The sequence below is a fragment of the Myxococcus sp. CA033 genome (assembly GCF_013336625.1).
In the GTDB taxonomy this organism is placed as follows: domain Bacteria; phylum Myxococcota; class Myxococcia; order Myxococcales; family Myxococcaceae; genus Myxococcus; species Myxococcus llanfairpwllgwyngyllgogerychwyrndrobwllllantysiliogogogochensis.
The window spans coordinates 1-25,084 of sequence record NZ_JABUMU010000038.1 but is presented as its reverse complement, the minus strand read 5'-3'; the positions used below and the strand labels follow the sequence as shown (position 1 = coordinate 25,084).

At 64.8% G+C, this 25,084-nt stretch carries 27 protein-coding genes; 25 read left to right on the top strand and 2 right to left on the bottom strand.

The features are described 5' to 3' along the window. Positions 1-410: 410 nt before the first annotated feature. On the top strand, positions 411-1,124 hold the full coding sequence (locus HUA78_RS44195) for a sigma-70 family RNA polymerase sigma factor (RefSeq protein WP_254624234.1): 714 nt from the start codon (positions 411-413) through the stop codon (positions 1,122-1,124). Positions 1,125-1,177: 53 nt separating this feature from the next. Here HUA78_RS44195 and lptA read toward each other — a convergent pair whose 3' ends face one another. Then, entirely contained in the window at positions 1,178-1,702 is a 525-nt protein-coding gene (lptA, locus tag HUA78_RS44190; RefSeq protein ID WP_174464331.1) for a lipopolysaccharide transport periplasmic protein LptA, read from the bottom strand. Positions 1,703-2,123: 421 nt separating this feature from the next. Between lptA and HUA78_RS44185 the strand changes: the two genes are divergently transcribed. The 17 genes from HUA78_RS44185 (at position 2,124) to HUA78_RS44105 (ending at position 18,327) form a co-directional block, all read left to right on the top strand. Then, on the top strand, positions 2,124-2,495 hold the full coding sequence (locus HUA78_RS44185) for a hypothetical protein (RefSeq protein WP_371745813.1): 372 nt from the start codon (positions 2,124-2,126) through the stop codon (positions 2,493-2,495). Further along, positions 2,495-3,907: a terminase large subunit domain-containing protein gene (locus HUA78_RS44180; RefSeq protein WP_174478955.1), complete on the top strand. Its 1,413-nt coding sequence runs from the start codon at positions 2,495-2,497 to the stop codon at positions 3,905-3,907. Before HUA78_RS44185 ends, HUA78_RS44180 begins: the two co-directional genes overlap by 1 nt. Beyond that, the gene (locus HUA78_RS47920) at positions 3,837-4,646 is read left to right on the top strand and encodes an NUMOD3 domain-containing DNA-binding protein (protein ID WP_371745812.1); all 810 of its coding nucleotides are present in this window, start codon (positions 3,837-3,839) and stop codon (positions 4,644-4,646) included. The genes HUA78_RS44180 and HUA78_RS47920 overlap by 71 nt, the downstream gene beginning before the upstream one ends. 1 nt (position 4,647) lies before the next feature. Further along, on the top strand, positions 4,648-5,991 hold the full coding sequence (locus HUA78_RS44170; protein WP_174478953.1) for a phage portal protein: 1,344 nt from the start codon (positions 4,648-4,650) through the stop codon (positions 5,989-5,991). A gap of 35 nt (positions 5,992-6,026) precedes the next feature. Continuing rightward, a complete protein-coding gene (locus HUA78_RS44165) occupies positions 6,027-6,821 on the top strand; it encodes an HK97 family phage prohead protease (RefSeq protein ID WP_174478952.1) in 795 nt (264 codons plus the stop codon). Continuing rightward, positions 6,818-7,909 (top strand): phage major capsid protein, encoded by a 1,092-nt coding sequence (locus HUA78_RS44160; RefSeq protein WP_174478951.1) that lies wholly within the window; start codon positions 6,818-6,820, stop codon positions 7,907-7,909. The genes HUA78_RS44165 and HUA78_RS44160 overlap by 4 nt, the downstream gene beginning before the upstream one ends. A gap of 11 nt (positions 7,910-7,920) precedes the next feature. Beyond that, the gene (locus HUA78_RS44155; RefSeq protein WP_174478950.1) at positions 7,921-8,334 is read left to right on the top strand and encodes a hypothetical protein; all 414 of its coding nucleotides are present in this window, start codon (positions 7,921-7,923) and stop codon (positions 8,332-8,334) included. A 161-nt stretch (positions 8,335-8,495) separates the two neighbouring features. Then, complete coding sequence (locus HUA78_RS44150; protein ID WP_371745811.1) at positions 8,496-9,068, top strand: hypothetical protein; 573 nt, start codon at positions 8,496-8,498, stop codon at positions 9,066-9,068. Beyond that, positions 9,068-9,391, top strand: a complete 324-nt coding sequence (locus HUA78_RS44145) for a hypothetical protein (RefSeq protein WP_174478256.1) — start codon at positions 9,068-9,070, stop codon at positions 9,389-9,391. The genes HUA78_RS44150 and HUA78_RS44145 overlap by 1 nt, the downstream gene beginning before the upstream one ends. Then, positions 9,391-9,807 carry a minor capsid protein gene (locus HUA78_RS44140; protein WP_174478948.1) on the top strand — a complete coding sequence of 139 codons (417 nt, stop codon included), beginning with the start codon at positions 9,391-9,393 and terminating at the stop codon, positions 9,805-9,807. The genes HUA78_RS44145 and HUA78_RS44140 overlap by 1 nt, the downstream gene beginning before the upstream one ends. A 36-nt stretch (positions 9,808-9,843) precedes the next feature. Further along, complete coding sequence (locus tag HUA78_RS44135; protein ID WP_174478947.1) at positions 9,844-10,260, top strand: hypothetical protein; 417 nt, start codon at positions 9,844-9,846, stop codon at positions 10,258-10,260. A gap of 8 nt (positions 10,261-10,268) precedes the next feature. Beyond that, positions 10,269-10,694 carry a phage tail tube protein gene (locus HUA78_RS44130; protein ID WP_174478946.1) on the top strand — a complete coding sequence of 142 codons (426 nt, stop codon included), beginning with the start codon at positions 10,269-10,271 and terminating at the stop codon, positions 10,692-10,694. After that, the gene (locus HUA78_RS44125; RefSeq protein ID WP_174478945.1) at positions 10,694-11,347 is read left to right on the top strand and encodes a hypothetical protein; all 654 of its coding nucleotides are present in this window, start codon (positions 10,694-10,696) and stop codon (positions 11,345-11,347) included. Before HUA78_RS44130 ends, HUA78_RS44125 begins: the two co-directional genes overlap by 1 nt. A gap of 24 nt (positions 11,348-11,371) precedes the next feature. Beyond that, the gene (locus HUA78_RS44120) at positions 11,372-11,725 is read left to right on the top strand and encodes a phage tail protein (RefSeq protein WP_174478251.1); all 354 of its coding nucleotides are present in this window, start codon (positions 11,372-11,374) and stop codon (positions 11,723-11,725) included. 221 nt (positions 11,726-11,946) lie between these two features. Further along, positions 11,947-14,322, top strand: coding sequence for a phage tail protein (locus tag HUA78_RS44115; RefSeq protein WP_174478944.1), 2,376 nt, complete (start codon positions 11,947-11,949; stop codon positions 14,320-14,322). Between the two features lies 1 nt (position 14,323). Continuing rightward, positions 14,324-15,085, top strand: coding sequence for a hypothetical protein (locus HUA78_RS44110; RefSeq protein WP_174478943.1), 762 nt, complete (start codon positions 14,324-14,326; stop codon positions 15,083-15,085). A 74-nt stretch (positions 15,086-15,159) separates the two neighbouring features. Beyond that, complete coding sequence (locus HUA78_RS44105) at positions 15,160-18,327, top strand: hypothetical protein (RefSeq protein WP_371745810.1); 3,168 nt, start codon at positions 15,160-15,162, stop codon at positions 18,325-18,327. Here the strand turns inward: HUA78_RS44105 and HUA78_RS44100 are convergent. Continuing rightward, entirely contained in the window at positions 18,324-19,283 is a 960-nt protein-coding gene (locus HUA78_RS44100; RefSeq protein ID WP_174478941.1) for a hypothetical protein, read from the bottom strand. The genes HUA78_RS44105 and HUA78_RS44100 overlap by 4 nt on opposite strands. 153 nt (positions 19,284-19,436) lie before the next feature. Here HUA78_RS44100 and HUA78_RS44095 point away from each other — a divergent pair, with 153 nt between their 5' ends. From HUA78_RS44095 to HUA78_RS44065, 7 genes are all read left to right on the top strand, one after another. Further along, positions 19,437-19,724 (top strand): hypothetical protein, encoded by a 288-nt coding sequence (locus tag HUA78_RS44095; protein ID WP_174478940.1) that lies wholly within the window; start codon positions 19,437-19,439, stop codon positions 19,722-19,724. Further along, positions 19,721-20,254: a M15 family metallopeptidase gene (locus HUA78_RS44090; RefSeq protein WP_174478939.1), complete on the top strand. Its 534-nt coding sequence runs from the start codon at positions 19,721-19,723 to the stop codon at positions 20,252-20,254. The genes HUA78_RS44095 and HUA78_RS44090 overlap by 4 nt, the downstream gene beginning before the upstream one ends. Positions 20,255-20,266: 12 nt before the next feature. Further along, positions 20,267-20,719 carry a hypothetical protein gene (locus tag HUA78_RS44085; protein WP_174478938.1) on the top strand — a complete coding sequence of 151 codons (453 nt, stop codon included), beginning with the start codon at positions 20,267-20,269 and terminating at the stop codon, positions 20,717-20,719. Further along, the gene (locus HUA78_RS44080) at positions 20,716-21,015 is read left to right on the top strand and encodes a hypothetical protein (RefSeq protein WP_174478937.1); all 300 of its coding nucleotides are present in this window, start codon (positions 20,716-20,718) and stop codon (positions 21,013-21,015) included. Before HUA78_RS44085 ends, HUA78_RS44080 begins: the two co-directional genes overlap by 4 nt. 261 nt (positions 21,016-21,276) lie before the next feature. After that, on the top strand, positions 21,277-22,176 hold the full coding sequence (locus HUA78_RS44075; protein WP_174478936.1) for a DUF2381 family protein: 900 nt from the start codon (positions 21,277-21,279) through the stop codon (positions 22,174-22,176). A gap of 10 nt (positions 22,177-22,186) precedes the next feature. Further along, positions 22,187-23,995 (top strand): serine/threonine-protein kinase, encoded by a 1,809-nt coding sequence (locus tag HUA78_RS44070; protein WP_217442843.1) that lies wholly within the window; start codon positions 22,187-22,189, stop codon positions 23,993-23,995. 165 nt (positions 23,996-24,160) lie between these two features. Further along, positions 24,161-25,084, top strand: a 924-nt coding sequence (locus HUA78_RS44065) for a protein kinase (protein ID WP_174478935.1), incomplete at its 3' end; no start/stop codon positions are given.

Genomic DNA, 25,084 nt, shown 5'->3' with positions numbered 1-25,084 from the left:
CCTCTGTATAACTCCCTAAGCCAAAGAACATGTAGGAGTAAGAGGAGCGGGGATGTGAACACGCATGAGGTGAGCATGTTCTAGGGATATATACGCGTACCCCCCTTTGCCCCTGTCGTAGTTGACGCACTGCTGGGCGCGTGCTCGCTGGGCCACTCGCGGAAGTCGCACGCATTTACAGGGGGAACGACTGCGTGCCGATGGGGCGTCGACGCGCAGCCCAACCGCGAGAGCATTGAAACACCGTGTCTGAGACTGTGTGTGAATCGGGTGGGGTCGGCATGGGGCGTGCTTCCCGCGCGGGGATGTTTCACGCGCCCAATTGCATCAGGGCCAGCGCTGAGAGGGCCATTGCACGCTACGGGTACGCCACTGAGGCAGCACAGCAGACTGTCCTCGTGTCGCGCATCATGCTGGCCCGCGAGGATGGGGATGCCGCGCTTGAGCGACTCCTGCTGGCCGAGCTGCTCGTGTCCGTGCGTCCAGTCATCCGCCGCGCCGTCGGGAAGTGCCTGTCGTTCGCGGGCACGCTGTCCCCTGAAGATCTCGAACAGGTCGCTGTGATGGCCGTGCTTCGCACCGTCGACAAGTTCGACCCGACGAGGGGCCGGCAGTCATTCGGAGAGGTCGCATACTTTCGTGCTCGAACCGCCTGCGAGCAGTACGCGCGCATGCACGCCAGCGATGTTCACCTGAGCGACGGGGCTCACAAGGGCCGCACCGTGCGTTCAACGTCTGTGACTGGAAGCAACGCCAGTCGAGTCCAGTGCATAGACATACCGTCTCATTTTTCGGACGGTACTCAGGGCTGCAACCCGTTGGTCGATGCGCTGGAATCCGCACTCGGCGAGAGGTCGGGCCGGGATGCCGACGAAGAGACTCCCGAAGCGCTGCTGCTGGCGGCTGAGCGACGAGCCCTCGTCTTCGAGGCCGTGCGGCGACTGGCCCCCGAGCCGCGAGAGTTGGTGTCCCGTGTCTTCGGCATCAACCGCCCCGCGCAATCGGTGCGCTCCGTGGCCGAAGCATGGGGTGCGCCAAAGAGCCGTGTCGACAGGATGCTGGTGCGGGCCCTGGTGGCGCTGCGCGAGCTGATTGCCGACCGGGAGCGAGTGGGGCGGCGTTGATGGTTGCTGCTCGACGGCGACCGTGTTCAGCGTGGCCTCTTCGTTAGAGGTACTTACTCAGACTTCTTCTTCGGGTGAATCACCATGTCGATGCGCTGACGCGGTGCGGTCACGTTGCCACCACGCCCGCCGGTCGCAACCTGGGTCATGGTGTTGTAGACGACCTTCTCGCCTTCAGTGCTGTTGCCTTCGTTCTCCACCTTGGCGCGGTCGGTGAGGATCACCATGCTCTTCCGCGCTTGGTACTGGATAGTCACTGCCCAGCCTTTCACTTTGTCTGGCTTGGCAGGGCTTTGCTGCTGCTCGAAATATGCAAGGTTGCCTACCGAAGTGAGCACGTCGATGTCACCGGAGGCGGTGCGGGTGATTGTCACGGTGTTGCCTTTGAATATCGTCGACCCCTGGGTGATGATCACGTCGCCGGTGTAGGTGGCAACACCCAGCTTGTCGTCGAGATGTGCGTTGTCGGCTTGGATGCGGATGGGCTGGTCGCGGTCGTTCGGGAGGGCCCAGGCGCTCGCGCTTCCCAGTGCTACGCACAGGCCGAGTAAATAGGGGAGGATTTTAGCGTGCATCATATTGTCCTCTTACGTTGGACAGCAGGATCACCCTGCCGTCGTTCATCGCCAGCAATCATGCTCACGGCGCCGCCGACTCTAATGGCCTGCACCACTCCATGCATTGGGCGATCTGCAACCAAGAGAGTCTCTGTCGGTTTATTCATGTTCTCCGTGTGTGAAACTGTTCCTGGGCTATGCCCCTGGGTCGGATTTCCTTTCGCGGGCCGAATTCTGGCTTGCTCGGAGCGCCCCACTTTTGAGAAATTTTGCGGAAAACCGCTGGGGTGATGCGTTTTGCAGGGCGCACCCATGAAAAAGTTCGAGAAACCGCACGCATTTACATGGTGTGGCTCGTCCAACCAAACTCACCCCTGAGATTCAGAAACAGATTTGCGACCACTTGAGGTCGGGCCTCTTTCGTCGAGCGGCCTCGGGCCTCGTGGGCGTCGACGAACAGACCCTCTCGCGCTGGTATCACCGTGGCGCGAGTGAGCCGCGCGGGCTCTATCGCGAGTTCTTCGTCGCGGTGAACCGGGCCGAAGCCGAGTTCATGCAGGGCGCGACCGAGACCTTGCAAGCCGCGTCGACGACGAACCCCAAGCACGTCCAGTGGCTCCTGAGTCGTCGGTTCCCCGAGCTGTACGGCCGACGCGACAACGTCGAGGCGAAGAGCCCCGAGGACCAGTCCGCCGACACCGCCGCATTGCGCGAGCTGCTGATTGACCGGCTGGGGAAGTTCCTCCCCGACGAACTGCCCGCGCCCACCGATGGCACCACGCCCCCGCAGCCCAGCAACGAAGGGGGCGAGTGATGCGTAGCGTGCTCACAGGGGCCTGGGGGAAGTTTGCCGAGGGACTCGCACCCCACGAGTCGCCCGCGTCGCGGATGGTCCAGACGGCCGGCTCCCGGGCGCAGCTCGCGAAGCTGTTCGGCGGGCTCGAGGACAAGGAAGTGGAGCTGCTCGTCTACGACCTCGACTTCTGGGCGCGTCGCGAGCAGACCCCTCCGGACAGGTTCTCGACGTGCTTCGTCATGGCAGGGCGCGGCTTCGGGAAGACGTGGTGCGGCGCGCGGTGGGTCATCAAAAAGGCGTGGCAGGCAAAGAGCGTCGGGGCGCTGATTGGCCCGACGGCGGCGGACGTGCGCGACACGATGATTCGCGGTTCGTCCGGCATCCTCGCCCTGTCACCCCCGTGGTTCACCCCGAAGTATGAGCCGTCGAAGCGGAGGGTGACGTGGCCCAACGGCGTCTATGCCATCTGCTACTCGGCGGACAAGCCTGACCGGCTGCGCGGGCCGAATGCCGGGTGGGGTTGGGGTGACGAGCCCGCTTCGTGGAAGCACGACATGGCGGCGGTGGACCAGCTTCCCCTGGTGCTGCGCATCGGCACACGTGAGGACCCGCCGCAGCTCCTGCTGACTGGGACTCCGCGCCCGCTGAAGAAGATTGAAGAGCTGCTCTTCGCGAACGTGGAGACTCAGGAACTCAAGCCGGGCGTCGTGCTGCGCACGGGCTCGTCGCTGAGCAACGCGGCCAACCTGGCGCCTACGGCGGTGGCCAACATGCGCGCGCTCGCGGGGACGCGCTGGGGTCAGCAAGAGGTGCTCGGGCGTCTGCTGATGGACGTGCCCGGTGCAATCTTCGGCTCGGCGAAGTGGAAGCGCGTCGACACGGACCCGCACGAGTATGCCCAGCAGCTCGACCGGAGAATCGTCAGCGTCGACCCGAGCCCCACGAGCGAGACGGGCTCGGACGAAACGGGAATCATCGTCGAGGGGTGCAAGTCGAGCGTGCTCTTCGGGGCCGACGGTGTGTCGCTCAAGAGAGTGTCAGTGCTCGCCGACCTGTCGCGCCGGGCGAGCCCGCGTGAGTGGGCAACGACGGCCATCCGCGCCTATCTCGAATGGGGCTGTGACGCGCTCGTGGTGGAGGTGAACACGGGCGGGGAGATGGTGGAGACGCTCATCAGCACCGTCGCGGGCGAAATGGGCGTGAGCGTCAACGTGAAGCCCGTCCGGGCGACGAGCGCGAAGAGCAAGCGCGCCGAGCCGGTGTCCGCCTTGGCCGAAGCGGGTCGCGTCGAGTTCGTCGGGACCTTCCCCAAGCTGGAACAGCAGCTCAGCAAGTTCGTGGGCATCGCGGGCCGTAGAGATGATCGAGCCGATGCCTTCTGCTGGGGCGTCCACGACCTCGTATTCGCGGAGCAGTTCTACTGTGTCTAGGTTTGTCGTGTACGGGCTGACGGACCCGATAACTTCCGAAGTTCGGTACATCGGAAAGAGTTCGAACGGCCTCCGGCGCCCGATGGCGCATGGACGTCCCAGTTCTCTCGCGAGCGATAGGACGAGAAAGGCGAACTGGATACGGGGCCTTCGCTCTCTGGGCTTGGATTACGGAATTCGTGTTCTTGAGGAGGTGGCTGAGCGAGACCTTCTTTGTAGTGTCGAGTGCTTCTGGATAGCTCAAGCGCGTGGTTTGGGCTGGCGCCTGACCAATTTGACAGATGGTGGTGACGGAATGTCGGGCCACTCATGGACACCTGCGTCGAGGGCAAAGCTGAGCCGCTCAATGAAGGGGAGGAAGCTGACCCAGGAGCACGTCGCAAAGCTGCGCTTCGCTAACACAGGGAGGCGCCATTCGGATGCAACTCGGGAGAAGCTACGCGAGGCCAGTAAGGGGCGAACGCTCTCGGCCGAGACGAGGGCGAAAATGTCGCTCGCGCGAACTGGCAAGACTCGAAGCCCCTTTTCGCAGGAGTGGCGCGCAAAGATCGCTGCGTCATTGCGAGGGAGAAGGCAGTCGCCCGCTCACGTGGCTGCGGCTGCTGCTGGACGTACAGGCTCAACGCGCAGCCCAGAGACGCGCGCGCGAATCAGTACCGGAATCAAGGCGGCATGGTCACGCAAGAGGCTCCACCGGGCGTGTGAGCTGATTGCTTCCTCAAGCGTGGGGTGGGACTGAGATGGGCTTTTGGACCCGGATGAAGGCGGCGGTGAGTCGCGAGACGCGTAAGGGGACGGGCCTGGAGCTGAGCCGTTGGGCTTCGGCCCCACCACGCCGAGAGGTGCCCGCGCTGCTCGCGGCATACGCGGAGATGCCGTGGCTGGGGACCATCGTCGACACGGTGGGCGACGCCTTCGCGGACGTGACGTGGCGCGCCTTCGTGCGGCAGGACCCCACGACGCGGAAGGCGCTCGTCGACGTGTCACTGCGGCGGGCCTGCGGTGACGTGCGCCGCGAGCGGTTGAAGTCGCTCGTCGATGGGGCCGGTGCGGCGGAGCTGCCCGACCATCCGCTGCTACGGCTGCTCGCGGACCCCAACGACTACATGACGGGCCGCGACTTCGCGAAGCTGTTCTGCCTCCACTACGACCTGACGGGCGAGTTCTTCGCCGTCGTCGAGGAGATGGCAGGCGTTCCCGTGGGCTTGTGGCCGGTGCCCCCCGACTGCGTGCTCGCCCTGCCGGACCTGAGCAAGCCGAAGTCCGAGCGCACGTACACGGTGACGGCTGGTGGGCGCATGTTCTCGCTGCCCGCGTCGAGCGTGATTTACGTGAAGCGCTTGAACCCGGCAGACCCGCTCGGCCGCGGCATCGGCATCGCCTACGCCCTTGGTGACGAGGTCGACACGGACGAGCACGCCGCGCGCTTCACGAAGAATGCCTTCTTCAACAACATGCTTCCGGGCGCGGTCATCGCCATTGAGGGATTCAACGAGGGGCAGGCCGGGCCCGCGAGGGCGTTCAAGGAAAGCCTCGCGCGCGAGTACGGGGGCCCCGCCAACGCCGGGCGGGTGATGATTACGAGCGGCAAGACAACCTTCGCTCGGCTCGACACGCCGTTTCGCGACATGCAGCTCGTCGAGTTGCGCCGCTTCCTGATGGACTTCGTGCGGATGGTCTACCGCGTGCCTCCGGAGATTGTGGGCGACGTGACGAGCAGCAACAAGGCGACGAGCTACGCCGCGCGTGAGCATCTCGCGGAACAGGCCACGAAGCCGCGAGCGGAAGTCTTCCTGGCGTCGATGCAGAAGAGTCTTGCGCCGCGCTTCGGTGACGACGTGCTGCTCTCCTACGACTCGCCCGTACCCGCCGACCGTGAGCATCGGCTGCGGGTGATGGGCACGCTTCCGAGTGCCTTCACGTTCGACGAGTGGCGCACCGAAGCGGGCTTCAAGCCACACCCCGAGCGCCAGGGGTTCGCGGAGTTGCTGCCGGGCCAGAAGCCCAACGAGCCAGGTCAGACGCCGACACCCGCCGAGGGCAGCTCAGCGGAAGCAAACGCGGAAGCCGAAAAGGGCACCTGAGCCACTCACGGAAACCGCACGCATTTACAGGGGGAATGCCTGCACCCATTACACGCTCCCTTCGGTTGAGCGCCGTTCGCAAGGACGCGGCGACGTTGAACGCCGTCGAGTCCATCGGCGGTCGACGCGTCTACAAGTTCCGAGCGAGCGACGGCGACTTCGACCGCTACTCCGACCGGCTCAACGTGAAGGGCTGGCGCGTCGACGGCTACAACGCGAACGGCGTCGTGCTCTTCAATCATGACGACGGGGCCGAAGCCGCTTCGTCGGGTGCCGAGCCTCAGTTGCCCATCGGCAAGGGGCGCGTCTACATCGAGGGCGACGCCCTGATGGTCGACGTCGAGTTCGACGACGAAGACGAGTTCGCGAAGCGCGTCGAGCGAAAGGTCGCAAAGGGCATCCTGAACGCTGTCTCCGTCCGCTACCTCATGCTCCCGGGCCAGTACCGGCAGAACGAGCGGGGCGGCTACGACTGCGATTCACAGGAGCTGCTCGAAGTCTCCGTCGTGACGATTCCCGGGAACGCTCGGGCCGTGCGCGCGAAGTCCTTCGAGGAGGGGGGCGAAGACCTCGTCGAGCGGATTGCCGTGCGCGTGGCCGAGCTGCTCGACGCGCGGGCCGAAGCGAAGTCGACGGACGACGAGGACGCCGAGCCGGAAGAAGCCGCCGAGCCCGCGCCCGAGAGCAAGCCCGACACGGAAGAGCCGCCTGCCGAACCGCCGAAGGCAGACGACGAGGAAGACGACAAGGCGAAGGGTTTCAACGCCTCCGATGCAGCGAAGAGCTTCGTCGAGGCATTCAAGAGCTACATCCGAGGGGTGAAGGAATGACTCGCGAGCAGGTTGCAGAGATGGTGAAGGCGCTGGGCCCGGAGGTGGCGCGCGAGCTGATGGACGCCGCAGCTCGTGGTGCGCCCGGCCGCACGGAGTCGGAGAAGGGGCCGCGTCCGGGGAGCGTCTACGCGAGCCCTGAGAATCTGGGGGCGTTCGCGAAGAGCGTCATCGCGGCGGGGCGACGCACGGGCGCTGCCGAGTTGGTCGACGCCGCGAAGCGCTTCGGCAATGCGGACGTGCAGAAGGCGGTTCAACTCAGCAAGTTCGACTCGGCCGGCGTGCTGGTTCCCATCCAGCAGAGCGGCGAGGTCATCGAGTTCCTTCGGCCCGAAGCGGCCCTGCTCAAGCTCGGCGTGCGGACCCAGACGTTCAAGGGGGAGCTGCACATGGGGCGGCAGACGGGCACTTCCGAATTCCGCTGGGTCGGCGAAGGCGAGACGGTGCCGAAGAGCGCACCCAAGTACGGCAAGGTCGTGCTCAAGGCGCACAAGGGCATGGTGCTGGCCGACATCAGCAATGACTTGCTGCGGACGCCGGGCGTCGGTGATGCGGGCGTGGGTGAGGACATTCGCGCGACGGTGGCCGATGGACTCGACGACGCGGGCTTCAACGGCGATGGGGCGGGGGCGATGCCGAAGGGACTCTTCGCGCAGCTCGACGCCGCGCACGCCTTCGCTTCGACGGGCATCACAGCCGCGGCCTATCTGGCCGACATCGACAAGGCGGTGGAACTGCCGCTGACCGCGCATGTCCGCATGGGCAACGCGGCCTGGGTGCTCCATCCGACGCGAGCGACCGCATTGTTGCAGCTCCAGAACGCGGGCATCTTCGTCTTCCGCCAGGAGATGCTCGACCGGGGCACGATTCGCGGCTTCCCCTTCGTCATGACGACGCGCGTCCCCGCGACGCGAATCACCTTCTCGGCCGACTGGCGTCAGTTCATCTACGGAATCGACGAGGACCTGATTCTGTCGGAGCACGACACGCGGGCCGAGTTCGACGAGACGACCATTCGCGCCATCGTGAAGGGGGACTTCAAGGTCCGCCAGCCGAAGGCGTTCAGCTCCATCACCTACGGCACCTGAGAGGCCCCACCATGAACGCCAATTCCACTGACGCGGGCGTGCTCGTTGGCATTCGCCCCGGCACGGTGCCCGCCGCTGTGAGCGCTGGGACTCGCAACAGCTCAGCCATTGACCGGCTGGGCTTCGACTCCTGCGTGCTCACGGCGTCGACGGGAGCTGCTTCGGGCACTCCGACGGCCCTGTCGCTCGCCGCGAAGCTCCAGGAGAGCACCGACGGCCAGAACGGGTGGACGGACCTGCCCGGTGCCGCAGTCGAGCCGCTCACGGCCCCCAACGCGGTTGCGCGTGTGAATGTCCGCCTGTCCACCGCGAAGCGGTACGTGCGGGTCGTCGAGGCCACCACCCTCACGGGCGGTACAGCTCCCACGCTCGGCGCGTCCAGTCTGATTGTCCTGGGCGGGCCTGACGAGATTCCGGCCGCGTAGCAGCGCGAGACGGGCCGGGGCTCCTCACCCATGGGGGCCCTGGCTTCGTCGTTCCTAAGCCCTCCTGAGCCCCTTCCATGGCCCGTCCTACTGACCTCTGCCTTGCCGCGACTGTCGCCGCCGACCTGGGCGTGCCTGTCGACCCCCACGTTGAGCGCTGCGTGAGTTCCGCGAGCGGTGCGATTGCCGCCCTGTGTGTCAGGGCCTTCGAGCGGGCCACGGTGACGGAGTACCCCGCGAGCTACGGGCGCCCCTACGTCCTGCTGGCTCGCCCGCCGCTCGTCGAGGTCATCAGCGTCCGGGAGGGGGGCGAGCTGCTTGACTCGATGGCCTACACCGTTGCCGGAGACCTCGCGGCCGGGGGGCTCCTCTACCGCCTTGCTGGCGTGTGGCCCGAGACGGCGCATGTGGGCGGGCTCGTCACGCTGACCGTCGACACCCGACAGGGCCACCCGGGAGCCTTGGCTGTGACGTACACGGGGGGCTTCGTGACGCCGGGACAGGTGGCGCTAGACGCGTCCCTGGGGCCCGTCACCCTTCCCGCCGAAGTCGAGGAAGCCGCCATCCTCGAAGCCTGCGCGCTTTACCGGGGCCGTGGGCGTGATTCCGACGTGTCCGGCGAGAGCCTCGGGGATTGGTCCGTAAGCTACCGGGAGCGAGGGGCAGGCCAGCGGCTTGCGAGTCCACGCGCCGAGCTGCTCGTCGCGCCCCACATCCTGTGGAGGGCGAGTTGATGAGCGGCCCCGCAGCGCACTTCCGGCAGCTCGTGAGCTATGCCGAAGTCATCGGACGCGACGCGTGGGGGACGCCGTTGCTCGGCCCCTTCCGGATTGCCGCCGCGCGCATTCAGCCAAGCCGCAAGCTGATTCGCGATGCCCAAGGGACTGAGTTCGTCGCGTCCTTCGTCGTCTACACCGCTGCGCCGCTCACGTTGCGGCACCGGCTTTGGTTCCCGGGTGACGACCTCTCCGACATCAACCACGCCCGCCGCCCTGCCGCCGTTGACGAGCATGTCGATGGTGGAGGAACGACGCGCTACCGAAAGGTCTGGCTCTAATGGCCCGTGACGTTGCCGCCGACCTCGCGAGCATCCTGGGCGCGGAAGGGTTCGGGCTGAGCGTTGGGGCCAACCTGTTTCTGGGTCCCACGCTCGAGGACGACGACGCGACAGTGCCGGACGTGTCGTGCTTCGTGTTGCAAACCGGGGGCGACGCTCCACTGGGCTACCTCGGGGGGCGGAAGACATACCGAACCGTCACCTGCCAGGTCCGAGTGCGCTCGGCCCGCGAGAGCTTCCGTGCGGGACAGGCCCTCGCGCTCGCAGCTCTCGACGTGCTGCATCTCGCGAATATCGCGCCCTATGTGCTGATTGAGGTCGACGAGGGGAGCCCGAACTACATCGGCACGGATGGCAGTGACCGCCACTGGTGGACCTTCACCGTGGACGCTTCGTTTGTTGATGGGGGCCCGTGAGCCACTCGCGAAATCCGCACGCATTTACAGGGGGAGATGCCACTCAAGGTTGCGCTTGATTTCAGACTGCTCGACAAACTGCGAAAGGTCGAAGGGCCCGTGCTCGACGACCTCGCGCCGTTGGCCCGCGAGCATGCATCCACGGTGCTCCAAGCGAGCCGCACCCTTGTCCCCGTCGGCAAGCGCGACACGGATGGAAAGCCACCGCTGAGCGCATCGGGGTTCGTCGATGGCCCTGCGGTGAATGCTGAGAAGGCCAGCGTCAGCGCGACGGCTGGCTATGAGCACGAAGCCGCTGGCGCGATTCACGAAGGATTCCACTGGGGCGCACAGCGCTTCGCAGAGCCCGTTCACTTCCTGCGAAAGCCCGCCCGGAAGGGGCGCGCGAAGTTTCGGAAGGCTGTCGCGGCCCAGATTCTTGCAACGCTTTCGAGGCTCTTCCCGAGCCGGTAGGGATTCAAATGTCATCCCCTGTTGCTGCGCACCTGGATAGCGTCTCGGTGCGCTCGGACACCAATGCCGCGCAGCCTGCTGACCGCGTCGACGGGCTCACCGACGCGTCGCTGAGCGAGACGGGCGACTTCACCGAAACGAACTACCTCGGGGGCTCCGGCTACAAGTCGCGCGTCCAGACGTTGAAGGACACGAGCGCAGACCTGTCCGGCCACTTCATGACGGGCGACGCGCCGCAGTCCGTGTTGCGGGATGCGCGCGACACCGGGGCCACCGTCTACGTGACATTCGTCTTCGACCCGAGCGCCGCCGCTGGCAGCAAGGGCAAGCGCATCCCCATGGTCGTCAACAGCTACGACGAGAAGCTGACGCCGGGCGGTGTCGTCGAGTTCAGTTGCAAGCTCTTGGGCAATGGCGCCCCGGTGGCCGTCTGATGTCGGTCATCCCCGCGCACGTTGGCTCGCTGTCCGTCGCGGGCGAGCCCGAAGAGTTCGTCAACGCCGAAGCCGAGCCCGGGCAGGACTTCACTGGCACTGAGTACCGAATCACCGACCCCGCCCGTCGTCGACTCAACCCCGGAGTACCCGCGTTCGTCGAGGTCTCTCCCGACGGCGATACGGATGCCGGTGCGTGGGTGCCCGTCGAAGCCATCGTCGATCCACTCTTCGGCTTCGTCTACCTCACCACGGCCCCCGGTCCTTCGGCGCTCGTGCGCGTTTCGGGTGCTTCGCTCCCAGTCCATCCGGTGGCGCTCGTGCGCTCCATCTCCCTCTCGGTGACCAACGACGTCGTCGAGTTGCAAGTCATGGGCGACGGGTACAAGCGGCGCGCGGTGTCGCTGCGGGACTTCTCCGGTGAGCTGGTGGGGCTGACTGCGCTCGACGCGGGGCTCGTGGATGGAGCTCCGTTGCTCGTCGAGGTGAGCAAGGGCGCTGGCTCCCATGTGTTCCGCGCGTGGGTGAGGGTGCCCGAGCTGTCTCACAAGCTGACGCCCGGAGCCCTCTACGAGCGCACCGTGAAGTTCATCGGCCACGCCTTCCCCACGGGGAGCGGTGCCGCCATCGCTTGGGGATACGGCGCCCCCTGAATCACTGCCGGAAGGGAAAGAGTCATGTCGAACAAACACAAGCTGCTCGCGAAGAACCGTCGCGTCATGAAGTCGGTGGAGATTGACGGCGTGAAGGTCAACATCATCAAGCCGACGATGGGGGACCGGCTTCGACTGATTGAACAGGCCCGCGCCGCTGGCGAGATGACCGAGCAGAACGAGCCGACGGGCGACCGTGCCGGAGCGCGCATGCTGGCGCGAATCGCCGTCTGCGTGATGAACGACGCGGAGACAGGACGCCCGATGTTCGCCGTCAACGACCTCGACGAGCTGCTCGACGAGTCCTGGCTGGAAGACTTCGCGACGGACCTGACCGACGTGTTCAACATCAGCGAGGAGAAGATGCGGGGAAAATAGACAGCGACCCCGAAGCGAGCCTGCTCTACGGGGTCGCGTCTCTCCTGAAACTGCCCCCCGACGCGGTTCGGGCGATGGCTTACGAAGACGTCATCGGGTTGGTGGCCTACGCCCGAAAAGAAGCGGACGAGTTGGAGCGGCGCTCATCCTCGCCCCCGACCGCTGCCGCGTCGCCACCGGGACAGAAGTCTGTTCGACGATTGCGGAGGAAGTGATTCACCATGGCTGGCGGCGGTCTCAAAGTCGGTGACGTCTACGTCGTCGTGACTGCCGCCGTCGGCGAGTTCACGAAGTCGATGCGGAAGATTGTCGCCGACGTGGCTTCCGCCGCGGGCAAGATTGAGCAGCTCGGGAACAAGATTGGTGAGATTGGCGCGATTGTCAGCGCGGGCCTGTATGGGGCGCTCGCGGCTGCGGCTGCATTCGACGCGTCGGTGACGGAGCGGATGGACCGAATCGCGCTCGTCTTCCAGAACGTCGGCGCGGAGATTGGCAACGCGATTCTTCCTCACCTGGAGCGCCTCTCCGATGCGTTGGAGCGCGCATTGGGGTGGTTCCAGCGGCTCGACCCTGTCGTGAAGTCGGCGATGGGCAGCTTCCTCTTCTGGGGGACTGCGGCGGGGCTTGCGGGTGGGGCCGTGGGCAAGGTGGCGGGCGCGGTGAAGCAGTTCGCCGAGAGCTTCCTCGCCTTCGTAGTGCCCGCGCTGGATGGTGCTGGAAAGTCGCTGGTGCGGTTCTCCGCCTTCCTGACGAGCGAGACGCCAGCCGTCGAAGGCAACCTGAAGAAAGTCGCCAAGGGGGCCGAGCAGGTCGACGCGAGCTTCGCGACCGCTTTCCGCAACGCCGCCGCTCGCATCCTGACGGTAACGGCCCCCCTTGCGGCCGTTGCGCTCGCGGTGACGGGCGTCGTGATGCTGGCGGGCACGCTCTACAAGGCATGGCACGACAGCAGCACTGGCATGCGCGACGCCTTCGTTTCCATGTGGCGGGCCGTGACGGATGTTGGCGGGCGCGTCGCGAAGTTCTTCCAGGAAGTCTTCGCGGGACTCGCGGCTGTCGTCGGTGCTTGGGCCCGTGGGCAGCTCGACACGTTCGCCTTCGTCGTGCGCAACCTGGCTCGACTGGCGGCGCCTCTCGCGCGAGCACTGAGCCTCGACGGCGTCGCGAATGCCCTGGACGGGCTGAAGGACTTGACTGGCGACGCGGTGCTCGGCGGTTTGAAGGGGCTCGTCGACAGCACCGTCAGCACCCTTCGCGATGGGATGTCGAATGTCTGGGAGGGCGTGTCCTACGGCGCGAGCTACGCCTTCGACGGCGTGAAGCTGATGGGTGGCGATGCCGCCGCTTTCCTCCGCGAGAAGTTCGGCGGTGTGTTCGACGACATGCTCGGGCCGAAGGGCAAGCTGCGCACGCCCTCGGAGACGCCCGAAATTGAAGTCGGGAGCGTGGAGATTGGAAAGTTCGACGCGAAGAAGTTCCTCGCGAGTGTCGGCAACACGGCGTCGATCATCGCCGAGGTCGCACGCCGCAAGGCAAAGGAACTCGCCGACGCGCTCGCTCGGGCCGCTGACGAAGCAAAGCGCGCGCTGACGAGCCGGTTCAGTCAGGCGTTCGGCCGCATCTACGAGCTTGTCGACCGCTTCCAGCAGGGCATGTCGGCCGGTGGTGTCTGGGGTGGCCTGATTGCCGTCGTCGCGGAGCTGCTCTCCCAGTCATCGACGTTCGGCAGCCTGCTTCAGATGGTGACGAACTTCATTCAGTACGTGGCCGACGTCATCGGACGGGTGCTGGCTCCCGTGCTGCCGCTGTTGGCCTCCGTGTTCAACATGGTGACGCCACTGCTCGACGCGCTCGTGCCGGTGCTTGAGATGTTCTCGAAGCCGGTTCAGGCGATTACGCCCATCTTCGAGGTGCTCGGCACTCTGTTCAAGGGGCTGGCCCCCGTCATCACGGTGTTTGGCCAGATTCTTGTCGCGCTCCTGGAGCCGATGACGCTGCTTTCTGGCCCCATCATGAAGGGGCTCTTCGCCGTCATCCGCGTGGTGGCAATGGGCATCCTCTACGTCGTGAAGGGCATCGGCACGGTTTGGAACGCCATCATTGGGTTCATTGCTGGCGTGTTCAAAGCCCTCGGCAAGATTCCCCTCGTGGGTGGTGCGTTCAAGAAGATGGCGCAGGGCTTGGACAGCATGAAGGTCCCAATGGACGCGGTCGACAGTGCGCTCGAAACCCTGAAGGACACCACCTATGACACCGCCGCTGCCAACGCCGCTGCGGGTGTCGCCGCTTGGGAGAACGCCGCCGCGACGAACAAGGCAACCGAGGCCCTGACCAACGTCCCGACTGGATTCAAAGTCGCGCTCGCTCGCTTCAACGCGCAGGACCCGATAGCGGGGTCGCCGTCGAGCCCCCTGGGGACGTCGCCTGTTGCTCCCAGTCCCGTCGTTCCGGTGAGTGGTGGCAACGTCAGCGTCGGGCAGATTGTCGTTCAGGGGGCCGAAGACCCGGAAGAGACCGCCCGACATGTCTACATCGAGATGAAGCGCGAGGCGCACCGACGCCGCGGCAATGGCGAGTGGCTGAACGGGAGATATTGAGATGCCCTTTCTTGCCCTGAACGGAATCCCCGTCCCCGTCGCTGAGGGACGGCGAAGGCAGGTGAACATCGGCACGGACTCACGCGCGTTCAGCGGGGCCTATCGGCTGGGTCGGCGCGCAGTTCGTCAGGAGTGGGAGTTCAAGACGGTGCCGCTGTCCCCCGATGAAGCGCTCGCCCTTCGCGGTCTGATTGCAGGTGACGGACATGCGCTGGCTTTCGATAGCGACGCCTTCACCAGTCGCGGGCTCAACCGGATGACCGCCGTGGGAACCACCTTCCAGGGCGCGAGGTTCGGCGGTGGGCTGAATCTGGCGGTTGGGGCTTCCGCTGCGTGGGCAATGCAACTCGGGGAACGCTGGACGGCCCTTCACCACGTCTACAGCAGCGCGGCGGGTGCGTGGCTCCAGGTCATCAATCGGAGTGACGGCAAGAGGTGGACCCAGGAAACGCCATCGGCGAGTGCCGGGGGCCTGTCAGTCGTCTCGGGGGTGCTCGCTGTGACGGGCGCCACCGACGCAGTGAGCTTCGACGATGTCGTGGGACTGCCGTTCCTGGTGCCCGACGCGTGGGTTGCTCATCTCGTTGCGTGGCACACCGGCCGGGCATGGAGCGCGCTTCCGTTCCTCGTGGCCAGCGGTGGCTTCGCACCCGCCGAAGTGAAGGTGCTCGGAGAGGTGCGGGACGGCGAGTTCGTCGAGTTCATCCACAACGGGGCGCGCATCGTCGGTGAGCGGCTCGAATTCACGTTGAGGGAGGTTTAGTCAGCATGCGCGGTATGTCGTCTCAGGGGCTCGCGGTCCTCGCGAATCCGGCAGGGCACGCTTCCCACGTTCGCGTGAAGGTTCGTGACGGCGCGGGTGGGTGGGTGAACTTGAGTCAGCTCGAGGGGCGCGATTTTCTCGACGCCGTCGAGGTCGACGAGAGCGTGGACCAGCCCGTCTCGGCTGCGACCGTCACACTCAAGCGGCAGATTGACTTCTTCAGCCTGGCACCGCTCCGAGCCGACTCGAAGCTGAACGCCAGCAACGGACAGCTCATCCGACCGGGGCGCGAGTTCATCGTCGAAGCGGCCGTGTCGCCCGTGGGCATGGCGCCGAGCGCGGGCGAGTGGCACTTGCTGTTTCACGGCGTCATCGACGAAGTGGATTTCCCCGACGAGCAGCTCGTCTTCCGTGGGCGCGACCTCGGGGGCCGGCTTCAGGATGAAATGATTCAGGTGGAGCGCCCCTATGGTGACTCCGTCGCGGGCGTCGAAGTCGAAGCCGTCATGCAGAGCATCCTCGCCGACAACGGAACGGGCGTGCTGCTGCATACGCCGGTCTCCCCCGGGTGGAAGATTCGGCGGTACGCCCAGAGGAAGGCGAGCGTCCTCGACGCGCTTCGTGACTTGGCTCAACAGATTGGCTGGGAGGTGCGCTATCGCTGGCGTGTGGCGAGCGCGAGCTTTGTCCTGACGTTCAGCGAGCCCCAGCGCGTGAATCCGTCGTTGGCCTGGACCTTCGCGCCCGGCGACTACCGCAATGTCCCGAAGCTCGCCCTCAACAAGACGGAGGTTCGCAACAAGATTGAAGTCGTCTACTCGGACGTGGGGGACTTGGACGTTACGGGTCAGCCGAAGCGGAAGAGTGTTGTCGCCCAGGATGCGGCAAGCCAGGCCGACTATGGCGTGCGCTTCATGCAGCTCGCGGAGGACGCGTCGAGCAACATCAACCGGGAACTCGAAGCGCGGAAGATGGCGGATGCGGCCCTGTCCGACTTGAAAGAGCCGCTCGCGGACCAAGAGATTGAACTCGACTTCTTCCTGCCGGTGGAGCTGGGAGACCTCTACCGGTTCCGCGCGAATGGCGCCCACTACTCCGACGACCAGAACCTCGCGGTCACCAGCTTCCGCCATGCCTTCACGTCGGAGGGTGACGCGCTGACGACCATCGCCACGCGGGGGAAGCCCTCGTTTGGTGTCTCCATGTGGCTGGAGATGGACACGCGTCCGGGGCTGAGCGAACCGGCCCACACGTTGCCGCCGCTCGACCCGCTCAACGTGTCGGTGACGGCCATCGTCAACGGCTTTTCCCTATCGCTGTCGCCTGCCCTGAGCGGCCCTCCGGTGGCGTCCTACGAGCTGCACGTCTCGACGGTGAGCGGCTTCGCGCCGAGCATCTCCACCTTGCGCGGCACCTTCGACATGACGACGTTTGGCGTGTCCGACCTGATGCCGGGGACGGCCTACTTCGTGCGCGTCGTCCCTCGGGACAGGTTCGGCAACCGGGGCAATGCATCCCCTCAGTTCGATGTCACTCCGAAGAAGCTCGACGGGGCCTCGCTGGGCGACTCCGCAGTCGGCTACCAGCACCTGCTCTACCCGCCGACCGACAACCTCATCCCCAACGGCTACAACGAAGCGGGCCTTCGCGCGATGGGCAAGCTCCCCGAGGGCGACAAGCTCGTCGAGGACCCCGCCAACGCGCGCTCGGGCCGTTGGGTTCGACGAGTGGAGCTGTCGAGTGCGGGGAGCTGGGTGGGGTTGAACTGGACCGGCGGCCATGGCTCTTCAGCTCCGGGCGGTCGGCTCAAGTGCTCGCCAGGGGACCAGTTCTTCGCCGAGGTCTACGTCAAGGCGTCGTCGGCCACGGTGGCGGGGATGGGGAATCTGCACCTGCTGTGGGAAGACGCGAGCGGCGTCTACTCGGGGCAGACGGCAGTTGTGGGGCTGGGGCCCGTGGGAGCGACATATCGGCGGGTGGCGTTGACGGGGACATGCCCGGCCGGTTGCACGGGGGTTCAGGTCTACTGGGAAGCGGAAGTCATACCGGCCGACGTGGGCAAACGGCTCTACTTCGATGCCGCCTCGCTCCGGAAGATGGTCACCTTCGACCTGCTCGCCGCCAACACGCTGAAGACGTCGAACTACGCGGAGGACGGCAACGGCATCCCCACGGCAGGGGCCAAGCTCGACAACGTGGGGACGACGCTCAAGGTCGCCTCGAACAACGTCCAGGTGGGGCGCTACTACCTGAGCGACGGATTCTTCCGCTCCGTTCAGGCACTCGCGGACACGGGGAGCCGCATCTACTACCGCGGCAACAACGAGGGCGTGCCGAACATCGACCGCCTCAACATCCAGGTCGTCGAGGGGTACGCCATTGCCGGGGCAGCGGGTGGAGCGGGCTTCTTCACCTGGGCGCACTACCGCGCGACGCTCCTTCCCCAGTCCGCGAGCGACAACCTCGACGCGTTGCGCTTCATGGAGGTTGGTTTCTACTGGGCGTTCGGGGACATCCACCCTCCAAACTTCCTCTACAGCACGACGGTCCCGATCGCAGACCGGAAGTATCAAAACGGGACCTGGGACGGTGACGGAGCCAACGCGACGAGCGCGGGCTTCACGTTCATGTTTGGCGACAAGTTCAACCGCCTGCGTGACTCGCTCGTAAACAAGCTGCTCTACCTCAAGGTGTCACTGCACAACGCGCAGGGGCACAGTGCAGAGCGCTGGTTCTTCCCTCCGAACGCCTACAACGAGGACATGATTCGTCGTGTGACGGGGCCTGCCTCGGCGCCATCTGGCGGAAGCGGTGGCGGTGGCCCCGGGCATGGAACCTGCGTGGCGCCCTGGGAACCGGTGTTGCTCGGCGACGGTGTGGAGCTGCCCGCCGAGAGGCTCAAGCCCGGAATGCGCGTGCTCACGATGCACGAAGGCAGGACGGACGGGGGCGTGTTCGACGTCACCCACGTCAGCCACCACCATGCCGAGCGCTGCAAGCTCGTGTTGATGGATGGGCGGACGGTTGTCGTGACGCCGGACCATCGCTGGCGCACGGTGGAACGCTGTTGGACTCGGACGGATGCGCTGCGTCCTGGGGAGCTGATTGACGGTTTCGCACCGGGCCGCGTGACGAGGGTCGAGCCCACGGTGGCTGGCGACGTGGTGCAGATTTCCGTGCGCTTCGCGAAGACCTACATCGTGAACGGGCTGCTCGCGCACAACCTCAAGCCACGCGATTAGAGATCTGTAGTTTCTGATTCCAGCTCTTTAGCCTTGATGAGAGTCACAGAGTCGTTTTCAACGAGAATTAGATCTGCGCCCTTCGTAGGGCTATCAAATCGCTCGTAGGCACCCCGAATTATCTCGTTATCTATGTGAAGCGTGATGTCCTCATTTATGTGATATGCATAAGAGTCTAGACCTGCGGCGTAGAGCCCGTCGGCACCCTTCGGGTATGTTCGGTACTTGATTGTGTTGTATTTAGTGTCGAGCATCTTGACGAACGCCTTTTCGGCATCGGCGGCGAGACGCGCTTTTTCGACAGTAGGATCCTCGAATATCTTGTCGAGATCCTCGGGGGCGAAGGTGTTTACGTGTAGTTGTTCGAGATCGAAGAGGAAGATGACAATCTCGTCTGTCAATCTGGCGGTTGGCCTGACTTGGGTTTCGTTTGATAGTATTTTTGCGCGTTTTTCGTGGCCGTTTTGAAAGAGTCGACTGAAGCTGTCGCCTTCTTTGGAGATTCCTACGTAGAGAAGCTTGAACTCCAAAAAGGCTCGATGATCTTGCAGTCCGTGAATGAGGATGTCCCCTCTCCAGTGCTCCATGAGTAGCTTATCGACGGTAAACCAATCCAGAGGGTCCGTTATTTCGTCGTTGACGACGTCCCAGAAGCGAAAGTGTTTTTTTCCGGCATCCAGAAAGGCCCCGTCAGTCTGTCTTGACAGGATTTTCGATACATCGACCCAGAGCCCGCGAGCGGTTTGGTTTGATGTTCCAAGTGAAAAATACAGACGAGAAGTTGTCTTGTCGAGATTGAGCTCTGAGAAAAAGACCTCCTCGCGCTGGCCCAACATGTAGAGTTTGCTTGAACTTACATATTCTCGAATCTCCGGAACCGCCCAGAACCAATCCGCTTCCTGGTTCGAGATTGGAGGAAAGACCAAGCAAAGCTTACTTAGAAGGTTCTTCTCCATGACGACCCCTGTGTGCCGTTGTTCGGAAGCCAGTACTCCCTCAATAGGCTAGCCCAGCTTTCTGTTCGACGCATAGACGAATTCGTGGAGTAGCGAGCCATCGCCAGAAGTCACACGCATTTACCTGGGGCACCCCTAGTCCCCGGTGATGCCGTGACCGCAGAAGAGACGCAGTCCGTTCAGCTCGTAGTCGGCTCCCTACTCGGAACGGCGGGGGTCGGTGTTCTCACCTGGGCCGCGAAGTCCCTCGTCGGGGAGATCCGCTCGCTCGTCGAGAAGGTCGCCCGTCAGGACGAGCGCATCAACGCCCTCGCGGTGGAGCTGGGCGCCTTACGGCGTTGGCGTGACGAGTTCACCGTCGGCCTTCCCGTCCAGGTCCGGCAGACGGTGGAGCTTGAGATTCTCCGCAGGACCCAGGCCGCGTCGGGGGAGTCCCGATGACCCGGGCAAGCTTCAAGCGGGTCGACCTTGACCGCGTCTACCTGCCGCTCGTGTCGGTCGCCCTTCAGCTCGTGGCTCGCTGCGAGGCCCGGGGCGTGAGCTACGTCGCGACCTACGGCTTCCGGAGCCTCGAAGAGCAGGCCGAACTGCGACGCCTCTTCCTCGCGGGCAAGGGCGGCAAGGCGTCTGCGGCGGGCCTGTCGGCTCACAACTACGGCCTCGCCTTCGACTTCGTCTGTGACGGTGACGCTCGGCCGGGAGTTCAACCCGACTGGCGCCTGCCGGCGTACCGCGTGCTCGGCGAGGAAACGACGCGGGCGGGACTCGTCTGGGGCGGCAGGTTCGGCGACGCGCCCCATGTGCAGTGGCCGGGCTACGTGAGCGCGCTTCAGCTCACGCCGCTTCGGACGCTGGTGGAGAGCAGTTCGGTCGCGGCTGTGTGGGCTCGGCTCGACGAAGAGCGCAAGTCGCCGCAGTGGCGTGCCGCAAACCCGAAGCTCGCGGCCGAACTGACTCGGCTGGGCTTCTAACTCGGAGGCAACATGGTTGACGTGGGTGTACTCGGGCCGAACCCCGAGCAGTTCGAAGTGTTCGCGCAGCTCCTGTTCAACGCGGTGACGAGCCAGAACTACGCGCTTGTCGCTTCCCTGGTGGTGGTGCTGCTGGTCTTCCTGGTGCGGAAGTTCGGCGGCAGGTTCGTTCCTTTCTTCAACACGGACAGGGGCGGCGCGGTGCTCGTGCTCGGCGTCTCGCTGGCGGGGGCCGTGGCGAACGCGCTGGCCGCTGGGGCGCCGTTCTCGCTGGCCCTGATGTTGACCGCCGTGAAGGTGGCCCTGACGGCGGCGGGTGGCTTCACGCTCATCAAGCGCCTTCTCTTCGGGAGCGCCGCCATTGAGAGCGCCGAGCAGGCGGGCGAGATTGCCGCAGGCCAGGTCGCGGGCAAGGCCGCGGCAATTGCCGTGCTTGAGCAGCTCGACAGGCGGGGCGACAAGTGAAGTTCGGCGCGCTCGTGCTGGCCCTGCTCGTCGGGGTTCCCGCGTGGGGTTCGGAGGTCATCGGCGTGGAGCGCGCGCAGCTCTTTCCGGATGGCGGTACAGCAGCCGTCGAAGTTCATGGCGGCTGCTGGTTGTCCGAGAGCCGCTGTGTCCGTACCGCCGCCGAGATTGAGCGGCTACGAGCGGAGAACGAAGCGCTGCGTCAACAGGCCGGGGATATGTCCTTCACGGTCGCCGTTGTGGCGCTGGTTCTGGGGCTCGGTGCCGGGTTCGCCGTTGCGAAGCTCGCGAACTGAGGGAGGGCGACTGCGGAATCGGCGCGGTTGGTCTGGGACCTCGCTACGCCGTGACACTGCGGCACTCACCGCAGCCGCCCGCGCGGGACTAAGTCACAGGTCGGCTTGTGCGTGCAAAGGGTTGCGGAAGGGATGGCTCCTCGCTCGCTCAATGGGCGGCAACTGCGATGCCCCAGGGCGTCCGGGACTTGACTGTCTCGGGCGACTTTCTCGGCGATGGACTCTTCCCGGTTTGCTAGGGTCGACACGGGAGAATCCGCGTTGCTTCGACCCGTTGCCATCCTTTCACTTCTGGTGGGAGTCGCCGCTTCGGCGCAGCCCCTTCCCGCCACCCGCGAGCGTCAGGAGCGGCGTGTGGCCCTCTCAAGCGGCCCTGCCGAGCCCGTGCCGGAGCTGCGTGTCGCAGCGGGGATAACCACCCTGCTTCTCTTTGACGCTCCTCTCGACCGTGGCGCGGTGGAGCTAGAGGGGCGCGAGCGCTTCCGCATTGTGGACGTCGGGGACCGTGCGCTTCTGCTGGAGCCTGCCGTGGACCTGGGACCCGGTGAGAGGCTCGGGCTTCGGGTCCGGTTTGCCGGCAGTCCCGCGCAGGACCGTGGGGTCTTTGTCCTCGTCTCCCACGCGGCGCAGGTGGACACGCGCGTGGAAGTCTTTCGACGAAAGGACTCTGTCGAACTTCTCCAAGCCGAGCTGATGGACATGCGCGCTCAGCTCAAGGCGCAGACGGAAGAGCTTCGGAAGCTCCAGGCACTGCGTGGTTCAGGCGGACCTGTCGAGTTGATTCTGTCCAGAGCATTGGACTATCGAGTGCGAGTAAACCGCAGCAAGGAGGCGATGAAGATGGGCCCCGAGGGGGCTCTCAAGATTGAAGGCGCGACGAGCTTTCGAGCCTCAGAATGGGCGGCCATAAGCGTCGAGGTGCGGAACAGCGGGAAGAAGTCTTGGGCTCCGGTATCGGCCCGCGTCGTGAACCTCAAGAGTGGCAATAGCCTGGGCGTAATTGGCGTGCGCTCGGCATTGCCTCGGGTAGAGCCCGAAGGTGATGGTCTGGTGGTAATTGAAACGGAAGTGCCGCCATGGCTGTCTGGGGAAACGTTTCGCGTGGAGCTTCTCGACAGCGACGGTGTCGTGCAGGCGGTAGTTCCTAGGATTGTGTTTTAATGGGCGCGCCATGCTGACAGTCATTCATCACCCTGCGCAGTTCCCACCCGGCCATGTGGTCCATGGTTGGCGTGTCGTGAAGCTCGTTGGCGCAGGCGCCTACGGTGCCGTCTACAAAGTGGAGATGAACGGCAAGCACTACGCGATGAAGGTCGCGATGCACCGCGCCACGAGCGGAGACGAAGAGAAGGCGGACGCACGGCTGCGGCGCGAGTTGGGATGTCTCGTCCATCTTCGCCACTCCAATATCATTGCTTCGCGTGCCTATGGCCGCTGGCCTGACTTCGAGAGCGGCTGGCTATACGTCATCCTCGACTTTGTGGATGGCTACACGCTGGCTGAGTGGGTGGAGAAGGTTCACCCTACCGCGCAGGAAGTCGTTCGTCTCTTCATCAGACTCTCCGCTGCCGTGGACTACATGCACGGGCGCGGCGTCTTCCACCGTGACTTGAAGCTGAACAACGTCATGGTGCGCGCCTCGGACAATGAGCCATTCATCATTGATTTCAGCGCAGGGGACTACACGCACGCGGAAGACCTGACGGACGCCCCACTTCCTCCGGGCACCCGCCGCTACCGTTCACCCGAAGCGTCCCGCTTCCTCCGGGAGAATGGCGACGACCGCGATGCCCGCTACGATTTCAAAGTCACGGACGACGTGTATGCGCTGGGCGTGTGCCTCTATGACGCGCTGACGAATCCCCAGCCCGCGAGCGATTCCGCGAAGACGCCCGTCGAAGGCAGGGCGATGCCGCCAGACCCTCGGGTGCTGAATGAGCGGGTTCCCGGCGCACTGAGCGACGCCGTGATGCGCTTCATTGCGCGCAAGCCAGAGCACCGGCCTCCCACGGCAGAGGCGGTGCGGCGTGAGTTGATGGCCCTCGCGATAGACTCGGGTCCGGAGTGGGTGACTCCGCTTCACACCCTCACGGCAAAGCCGCTGCTCACCCCTGCAAGTGAGCCGGAGGGCGCCACCAAGAGCGCCACTCCGCGCCGTGGACTCCTGCTAGGTGCATTGGGGACCACGCTCGCTGTAGCGGCCTTGGTGGGACTCTTCGCGTCGAAACAGGCCGGACAGGAGTCGAGCGCGATGGCATCCGTCGAGCCCTCCGCGCAGAGAGACGCCGGAACGGGCGCCCCATTGCTCGTAGTGGCCCCGCAGGAGGATGCCGGTATGCCCCTGGGAACAGGCGTCGTTTCTCCCGCGCCTGTTGCATCATCCCCTGGGGTAGCGTTGTCCCCTCAAGTTCCAGTCCAGAAGGAAAGCCCCCCCGTGAAGCGTGCCCCTATCGTCGCCAGTACGTCCGAGTCTCCGGCCATGAAGGCCCCTGCATCCAGTGGCGGCCGGGCCGAGTTCCTCAAGAAGTGCGCTGCTGCCACTGCCGTCGTGGCCTTGCAGATGGGGTGCCCGAGTAGTCAGGTGCGCCCCGGTCCCAGCGAATGTTCCGAGGAAGCGCGCGCGGCCATGTTCGAGGTGCTCGGGTTGCCGGAAGGGGATTCGGTAACAGTCACCATCGATAAGAATCAGCCAGGAACGATGAGTGACGCAGGCGTCTATTCCGACGGGCCGGTGCGCGGCATTGTCCGCAAGGGGGTCAAGGAACTTCCTACTGGAACAGTGCTTCTGGGGCGAGTGTGGACAGGCGGCGGCGCTCTCTTGGCTCGCTACACCGAGGCGACGTTGCCGAATGGGCGCACATACCCGGTTTGCATCGCCATTGGGGAAAAGGGGGCCGAAGAAGCCGAGCCGGGCCCCCAGCCTGGATCCATCACCTACAGCCGAAGCACGCTTGGCTTTGCTGTAAAAAGGTGGCCCTAGCATCTCTCCGTAAAGGGGGTTTACGCATTTTCGGGGTCTTTTTCGATGGGCGGGCTTCGTGCCCTTCGCGACCTATAGCGTCGTTCACGTCGGACATGACCAGGAGTACCTTCTGTCTGCCTTCACGCGGGAGCCTTCGCGGAGGGCTTCCAGGAGACTCCATTCATGTCTGATGATTCCAACCCTCGGCTAACAGAGGGCGTGGTCCTCTTTACTCAAGGGGATACCACATACTTTCTCTTCCAGATTCTCGGAGAGGGTCGCAACGGAGAGCGCATCCTCTACGCGCGGCCCCGCACTCCCGAGGGGTTCCAGGGCAAGGTGCTGGTCAAGTACGTGGCGCTCGCTGGGGGGGCGGGCCTCTCGGAGAAGCTCCAACGCGCACGCGTTCGACTGGAAGAGGAAGTCAGGCTGGCGCAGTTCCTCCAGCACCCCAACATCGCGCGCGTCGTCGGTCTGTTCGAGATGAAGCACGCTCTTTGCGTGGCCAGTGAATGCGTAGGTGGTTTCACGCTGGATTCGTTGCTTGCCATTGCCCAGGCGCGCGGGCGCTACTTCTCCGAATCCTTCATCCTCTATGTGTTCGCGGAAGTCGCTGCGGCTCTGGCCTACGCCCATGCGCGCACGGACGATGCCGGAATCCCTCTGAACATCGTCAACCGCGACGTCAACCCCACACGAATTCGGCTCACGCCTCGGGGTGGTGTGAAGCTGACGGACTTCGGAGTTGCCTTCTCGCGTCTGGCCGGGCGAGTTGCAACGACACTCCCGCGTCCCAAGGGCGACGTCATCTACTCTTCACCGGAGCTGCTGCTGGGAGAGGACGTTGACGGGCGCGCGGACCTCTTCTCGCTGGGCCTTACAATGCTGGAGTTCTCCACGGGCCGGCACCTGTACGACCCGGGCAACATGAAGATGGCCGACCTGGAGGCGCGCATGTCCGAGGAGGAACGGCGGCGCTTAGAGGACCTAACAAAAGTCAGGGCTGGGGTGGCCACCGACGAAGGGCATCCCCAGCTTGAGTGCATGGTCCGCGAACTCGTTCCCGACGCCTTCTGGCAGCGTGTGGCGCCGCTGCTGCCTCCGCCG